Here is a 6,126-nt window from a genome sequence, read left to right as displayed (position 1 = left end):
TATGAACGCGTTTACTCGTAAACGCCGGAGGGTAAAACCGTGAGTATGTCTCCCCGAATTGCCGCCCACCTAAATAAAGTGGGCGTTAACTTTGATCTTGTCAGCCACGCCCATAGCCGTAACAGCATGCAAAGCGCGCGAATGGCCAAACTACCGCCCTCGCAAATTGCCAAGGCGGTGATATTACACGATGGTGATCGCTACCGCATGTGCGTGATTCCGGCGAACCATCGACTCATGCTTGATCGCGTAAATGCCCATATGAACGGTCGCTACAGATTGGCAACCGAGCATGAAATTGCGAGGCTTTTCGACGACTGTGAAATAGGTGCTGTACCGGCCTTGGGCCAGGTCTATGGCATGCCCGTCAGCTGGGAAGTGGAATTTAACCGAGCGAAAGACATTTACCTCGAAAGCGGCGACCACGAGCACTTAATTCACCTTCAGCACGGCGCATTTCTGGAGCTAATGAGCGGACAAGATCATCTACACATGAGCCGCCCCCAAGACGATCATATTGGCTCAATGGTTCATTAAGCCAAAAGCCTTGTCTACCGCCCCTGGAGCCGCTCGGCGGCTCCTCCCCCCACTTGTTTAGAAAAACACAGCCCTTAAAAGCCTCTTGAAAAAACTACACTATAGTGTAAATTTATATTATGGTTACATCGTTGTTACACTAAGACGAGGCCGTTAGGCCAAAACCGAGCTTAAACCAAGATAAAAATCAGAATGGGGAGCGAAAATGCAGGATTTCACCAACAAAATCGTGGTCGTTACTGGCGCAGCCAGTGGCATAGGTAAAGCACTTGCCAAAGCCTTTCTCGCCGCTGGCGCCAAGTTGGTGCTGTCGGATGTTGAAAAAAATGCCTTAGACAAAACCGCCACTGAACTCAGCGCCAATGGCGGTGTGGTACGCGCTATTGTGACCGACGTGTCGAAAGCGGAATCGGTCACTGCCTTAGCTGACGCCGTGTTTGCCGAGTTTGGCGCCTGTCATATACTTTGTAACAATGCTGGGGTCAGCGTTTCAAACTGCAATGTTTGGGACACAACCCCCAATGACTGGGCCTGGGTATTGGGCGTAAATTTACGCGGCGTCGCTCATGGCATTCAAGCGTTTGTCCCAAGAATGATTGAATCCGGCGAACCCGGACTCATTATGAACACCTCCTCTGGCGACGGCGGGATATCCCCACTGGCAGGGCAGTCCGTATACGCCTCCAGCAAAGCGGGTGTATCCATTATGACCGAATGCCTAAACGCCCAGCTCGTCGGCCAAGAAACCAAGCTGCGGGCCTGTATCTTCTACCCGTCTGGCGGCATTTTGCCAACGGGAATTTGGACCACGCGCCGCAATCGCCCCGCCGAGCTAGCAAGAGAAAAACCAGCGCCCGCTGGCGGTGAAATGACCTTTGACGAATTCATGACCGGCATGAAAGAAATCGGCGTTGATTTGCCCGTTCAGGATTTAGATGAACTTGCGACTTTTGCTCTTGACGGTATTCGCAAAGAAGATTTCGTCATTATGATCGGCCGCGAAACCATGGAAGCGACCTTGGTGGCCCGCGCCCAAAAACTCGCCCGTGGCGAGTGCCCAATAGAGGATGGTTTGCACGGCTAAGACCACGGTGGGTAATCAGTGTGCATTGCCCACCGAATTTCATTACTGTATTTTAGTGCGTCGTTAACTATCAAGTTGGAACGCCATAATGACCACAGCCCTCGCCGCATGGCACCACGCCATTAGCGCTAAAGACGCTTCCGCACTAGACACCTTGCTCGCCGACACTGCGGTATTCCACTCTCCAGTGGTGCATAGCCCGCAGATTGGAAAAGACCTAACAAAGATGTATTTAAGCGCGGCGTTCCATGTATTGGCTAATGACAGTTTTCACTATGTTCGCGAAGTCGTGGATGGCCAAAATGCGGTCTTAGAGTTTATGGTCGAGGTCGACGGGATCACGGTCAACGGCGTTGATATGATTCACTGGGACGACAGCGGTAAAATCGACGATTTCAAGGTTATGCTCAGGCCGTACAAGGCAATAAACTTAATAAAAGATAAAATGCGAGCAATGCTAGAAAGCCTTTGATCAGAGCGGTTCAAAGGCGCTTTTCATCAAAACTACAACGGTGATGTCGGTACGTCAACCAGCTCCAGTACACTGCCAGTAGATGGCAGGCTACCCAGTAAATCCAAGGACAGCACCGGCACCACCACATCAATCAAACTACCACCTAAGACGAGACCGGCACTGGGAAGGCTCAGGGTGTCATCAAGTAGACTGCCATTTAACATATCGCCGCCAACCACCAAGCCCACATCAAGGAGCTCGCTGCTGCTCGCCAAAACACCGCCAACAACCGGTACAGTTTGCGCGGAAACAGTCGCACTAGCAGTCAAGCAGCCCAAAAAAACGGCGCCTGCATAAATCCCCTTTACCTTGCCGCCTAGACGTAGGTCTAACATCACCATCTCCGATATGAGCTATTACGCAAAATGTTTTCGATGTGAATAAAATAACACAAAACTACGCAAAAAAGTGATACAGAGCGCACGTCGCCAATCGTAATTACATAGCGGGTTGCGGGGCTAATTTACTGGCGAGAAATTCCACGAGCAATTTAATTTTTGGCGACAAATGGCGATTATGAGGGAATAGGGCCCATATGCCTTCTTCGGGCTCACGGTAGTGCTCAAGCAGGCTAATTAGGCGGCCGTCGTTCGTATAAGGCTGCACGTAATAATCAGGAAGCTGAATAACACCAAGCCCCTTCAATGCCGCATCCACCAAGGCATAGCCACTATTGCAGTGAATTCGACCAGACACTCTGACATTGCGTGACTTGCCCGCCTCCTCAAAGCGCCAGAAATCAGACGCGCCCACCAAACAATTATGTTGCTCCAGCTCAGCCAAAGAGTGAGGGGTACCGTAGCGGTCTAAATACTCCGGCGCCGCACAAACAAAGCGCGTTCGTGAAGCCAGCTTTTTCGCCACCATCGCCGAGTCGCTTAACTTGCCAATCCGAATCGCCACGTCATAGCCTTGGGTAACAAGGTCGTCGAGTTGATTGCTTAACTCGCAGTGCAGTTCCAGCTCAGGGTAGAGCAACAAAAAGTCATTCACCAAGGGCATGACACTTTCTTCGCCAAAGGTGGTTGGCGCGGTCATTTTAATCCTACCCCGCGGTGTCGTCTGCAAATCGGAAATTGCCCGTTCAGCCTCATCGAGGCCGTCCATCAAACTTCGGCAATGCTGATAATAAACGCCGCCATTTTCGGTCATCACCACTTTCCGCGTGCTGCGAAAAAATAATTTAGCCCCTAGGCGATCCTCTAATGCACTTATCTGCCGGCTAACCTGCGCCACTGAAACCGCCAAGCGCCCCGCTGCAGCGGTAAAGCTGCCCATCTCAGCCACCGCAACAAACTCGGCCACACCCTGCCACTGACTCATTATTACCATCTCGTAAAAGTGTTTTACAAATAATGGCAATTATCACGTATATAGAAACAATTACAATGAGGCCACGAAACTGATCACCCACTTTTACGCTACTGAGAGAAATCACCATGTCTGAGCAATTCATTAAATCCAAGGCCGCCGTTGCTTGGGGCCCGGGCCAGCCGCTACAAATTGAAGAAGTGGATGTCATGCTGCCCAAAGCAGGCGAAGTGTTAATCAAGATTGTCGCCACCGGCGTCTGCCATACCGACGCATTCACCTTATCCGGCGATGATCCCGAAGGGATATTCCCGGCCATTCTCGGCCATGAAGGCGGCGGCATCGTTGAGCAGATCGGTGAAGGCGTAACCAGTGTCAAAGTCGGCGACCATGTCATTCCGCTCTACACACCAGAATGCGGCGAGTGCAAATTCTGCAAGTCAGGCAAGACCAATCTCTGCCAGAAAATCCGCGAAACCCAGGGCAAGGGCCTGATGCCTGATGGCACAACGCGGTTCTACAAAGACGGTCAGCCAATTTACCATTACATGGGCTGCTCTACTTTTTCGGAATACACGGTATTGCCCGAAATTTCTCTAGCAAAAGTTAACCCCACCGCACCGCTTGAAGAAGTCTGCTTACTCGGCTGTGGCGTCACCACCGGCATGGGCGCGGTGATGAATACCGCCAAGGTACAAGAAGGCGACACCGTTGCCATTTTCGGACTGGGCGGCATTGGCCTTTCCGCCGTTATCGGCGCGGTAATGGCCAAGGCGAGCCGCATCATTGCCATCGATATCAATGAGAGCAAATTTGAGCTAGCGAGAAAACTCGGCGCCACGGATTGTATCAATCCTAAAAATTTCGACAAACCTATTCAAGAAGTGATTGTGGAGATGACCGACGGCGGCGTCGACTATTCCTTTGAGTGCATTGGCAACGTCAATATTATGCGATCGGCCTTAGAGTGCTGCCACAAAGGCTGGGGCGAGTCAGTTATTATTGGCGTGGCCGGTGCTGGGCAGGAGATATCAACCCGCCCCTTCCAACTGGTAACCGGTCGAGTCTGGCGCGGTTCCGCCTTTGGTGGCGTGCGCGGCCGCTCGGAACTCCCCGATTATGTTGAGCGTTATTTGGCCGGCGAATTTAAACTCAGCGACTTCATCACTCATACCATGCCACTCGAAGACATTAACGAAGCCTTTGAGCTAATGCACCAAGGCAAAAGTATTCGCTCAGTTATTCATTATTAAACCCGCACAACTAAAAGGCGCACGACTGCGAGGTCGTGCGATTTACCATGACAATTGAAAACATCAGCAACAACAAAGTTTTTAATGGCTGGCATAAACAATATCGCCATTATTCAAACACCCTAAACTGCGAGATGCGCTTTGCTATTTTTTTACCGCCGCAAATTAACACCGGTGTAAAAGTGCCCGCACTTTATTGGTTATCGGGCCTGACCTGCACTGATGAGAATTTTATGCAAAAAAGTGGTGCCCAGCGTGTCGCCGCTGAATTAGGCATTGCCATCATCGCCCCTGACACCAGCCCTCGCGGCGAAGACGTAGCTGACGATGACAGTTACGACCTCGGCAAAGGCGCAGGTTTTTACGTAAATGCCACTCAAGCGCCCTGGAACCGGCATTTCCATATGTACGATTACATTGTTAAAGAGCTACCCGAACTCATTGAGCAGCATTTCCCGATATCCGATCAACGCGCTATCTCCGGCCACTCCATGGGCGGCCACGGCGCATTGACGATTGCATTAAAAAACCCCCAGCGCTACACATCCGTGTCCGCTTTTAGCCCGATCAGTAACCCCATTAACTGCCCGTGGGGGCAAAAGGCCTTTAACGCCTATTTAGGGAGCGACAAAGTCACATGGAAGGAATACGACAGCCGTGAACTCATAGCCAAAGCGAGTCATTTCACACCCGCACTTATTGATCAGGGCAATGACGACCAGTTTCTCAACGAGCAACTCAAACCCAACTTGTTGGCCGCGGCAGCTCAGGCAAAGGGGTATCCATTGCAGCTGAACTATCACGATGGCTACGACCACAGCTATTATTTTATCGCCAGTTTTATCGAATCTCACCTGCGCTTTCATGCTGAGCACCTGGCTTTAGCAGGCAACTAAGCTAGAGTAAAAGGAACTAAATTAGCGCCGGAGGGTCGAATTAATTCGGTCAAAGAATACCATTCGCAGCGAACGTCGGGCTTTTTAAGCAACATAAAACCCCTGTTACTCGCTAAACATCGCTCGGAGCAATACATGATGAATACTAAATTAAGCCGGATCGCCGGCTATTCAATAATCACAGGGCTTGGCCTTACTTTATTAACCGCCTGCGGCGGCTCCGGCGGAGGGGGCAGTTCAGCCAAAGCGTCTACCGCCTCGTTTTCAGTCACCGACGCCCCAGTCGATGATATCGATGCCGTAAAAATCACCTTTAGTCGTATCGACCTAAAACCTGCCAGTGGCGACGTGGTCAGCCTTACCTTTGACGAGCCGGTAGTGATTCCGAACTTACTCGAACTCACCGGCAATGCCGCCAGCCCCATCATTTCCGATGCCGTAGTACCTGCCGGCGACTACCAATGGCTGCGCATTTTTGTCACCGGCGGTTTCCCTGACTCAACCGTACTTCCAAAGCTCGGCAATGAAGCC

8 protein-coding genes are annotated in these 6,126 nt (G+C 51.2%); 6 read left to right on the top strand and 2 right to left on the bottom strand.

Features of this window, described 5'->3' with window-relative positions; all coding sequences use genetic code 11:
- Positions 1-45: 45 nt before the first annotated feature.
- From ABYT30_RS14185 to ABYT30_RS14175, 3 genes are all read left to right on the top strand, one after another.
- The gene (locus ABYT30_RS14185; RefSeq protein WP_373097137.1) at positions 46-537 is read left to right on the top strand and encodes an aminoacyl-tRNA deacylase; all 492 of its coding nucleotides are present in this window, start codon (positions 46-48) and stop codon (positions 535-537) included.
- 205 nt (positions 538-742) lie between these two features.
- The gene (locus ABYT30_RS14180; RefSeq protein WP_373097136.1) at positions 743-1,621 is read left to right on the top strand and encodes an SDR family NAD(P)-dependent oxidoreductase; all 879 of its coding nucleotides are present in this window, start codon (positions 743-745) and stop codon (positions 1,619-1,621) included.
- 88 nt (positions 1,622-1,709) lie between these two features.
- On the top strand, positions 1,710-2,093 hold the full coding sequence (locus ABYT30_RS14175) for a nuclear transport factor 2 family protein (protein WP_373079756.1): 384 nt from the start codon (positions 1,710-1,712) through the stop codon (positions 2,091-2,093).
- A gap of 32 nt (positions 2,094-2,125) precedes the next feature.
- Here the strand turns inward: ABYT30_RS14175 and ABYT30_RS14170 are convergent, their stop codons facing one another.
- Together ABYT30_RS14170 and ABYT30_RS14165 are read right to left on the bottom strand one after the other, a co-directional pair.
- Positions 2,126-2,470: a hypothetical protein gene (locus tag ABYT30_RS14170; RefSeq protein WP_373079754.1), complete on the bottom strand. Its 345-nt coding sequence runs from the start codon at positions 2,468-2,470 to the stop codon at positions 2,126-2,128.
- A gap of 103 nt (positions 2,471-2,573) precedes the next feature.
- Positions 2,574-3,458 carry a LysR substrate-binding domain-containing protein gene (locus ABYT30_RS14165; RefSeq protein WP_373079752.1) on the bottom strand — a complete coding sequence of 295 codons (885 nt, stop codon included), beginning with the start codon at positions 3,456-3,458 and terminating at the stop codon, positions 2,574-2,576.
- A 116-nt stretch (positions 3,459-3,574) separates the two neighbouring features.
- On the opposite strand from ABYT30_RS14165, the gene ABYT30_RS14160 reads away from it, so the two are divergent.
- The 3 genes from ABYT30_RS14160 to ABYT30_RS14150 form a co-directional block, all read left to right on the top strand.
- The gene (locus ABYT30_RS14160) at positions 3,575-4,699 is read left to right on the top strand and encodes an S-(hydroxymethyl)glutathione dehydrogenase/class III alcohol dehydrogenase (protein WP_373079751.1); all 1,125 of its coding nucleotides are present in this window, start codon (positions 3,575-3,577) and stop codon (positions 4,697-4,699) included.
- A gap of 47 nt (positions 4,700-4,746) precedes the next feature.
- Positions 4,747-5,595: an S-formylglutathione hydrolase gene (gene fghA / locus ABYT30_RS14155; RefSeq protein WP_373079749.1), complete on the top strand. Its 849-nt coding sequence runs from the start codon at positions 4,747-4,749 to the stop codon at positions 5,593-5,595.
- Between the two features lie 135 nt (positions 5,596-5,730).
- Positions 5,731-6,126: DUF4382 domain-containing protein (locus tag ABYT30_RS14150; RefSeq protein WP_373097134.1), on the top strand; the 396-nt coding region annotated here is incomplete at its 3' end.

The sequence above is a fragment of the Zhongshania sp. genome (genome assembly GCF_041623545.1).
Taxonomy (GTDB): Bacteria; Pseudomonadota; Gammaproteobacteria; order Pseudomonadales; family Spongiibacteraceae; genus Spongiibacter.
The sequence above is the reverse complement of the archived record's forward strand: the minus strand, read 5'-3'. Positions and strand labels throughout refer to the sequence as shown.

What these genes read in the sequence shown, in the direction of transcription:
- ABYT30_RS14185 (WP_373097137.1), top strand. Translation starts at nt 46, where the DNA reads ATGTCTCCCCGAATTGCCGCCCACCTAAATAAAGTGGGCGTTAACTTT.
- ABYT30_RS14180 (WP_373097136.1), top strand. Translation starts at nt 743, where the DNA reads ATGCAGGATTTCACCAACAAAATCGTGGTCGTTACTGGCGCAGCCAGT.
- ABYT30_RS14175 (WP_373079756.1), top strand. Translation starts at nt 1,710, where the DNA reads ATGACCACAGCCCTCGCCGCATGGCACCACGCCATTAGCGCTAAAGAC.
- ABYT30_RS14170 (WP_373079754.1), bottom strand. Translation starts at nt 2,470, where the DNA reads ATGTTAGACCTACGTCTAGGCGGCAAGGTAAAGGGGATTTATGCAGGC.
- ABYT30_RS14165 (WP_373079752.1), bottom strand. Translation starts at nt 3,458, where the DNA reads ATGAGTCAGTGGCAGGGTGTGGCCGAGTTTGTTGCGGTGGCTGAGATG.
- ABYT30_RS14160 (WP_373079751.1), top strand. Translation starts at nt 3,575, where the DNA reads ATGTCTGAGCAATTCATTAAATCCAAGGCCGCCGTTGCTTGGGGCCCG.
- fghA (WP_373079749.1), top strand. Translation starts at nt 4,747, where the DNA reads ATGACAATTGAAAACATCAGCAACAACAAAGTTTTTAATGGCTGGCAT.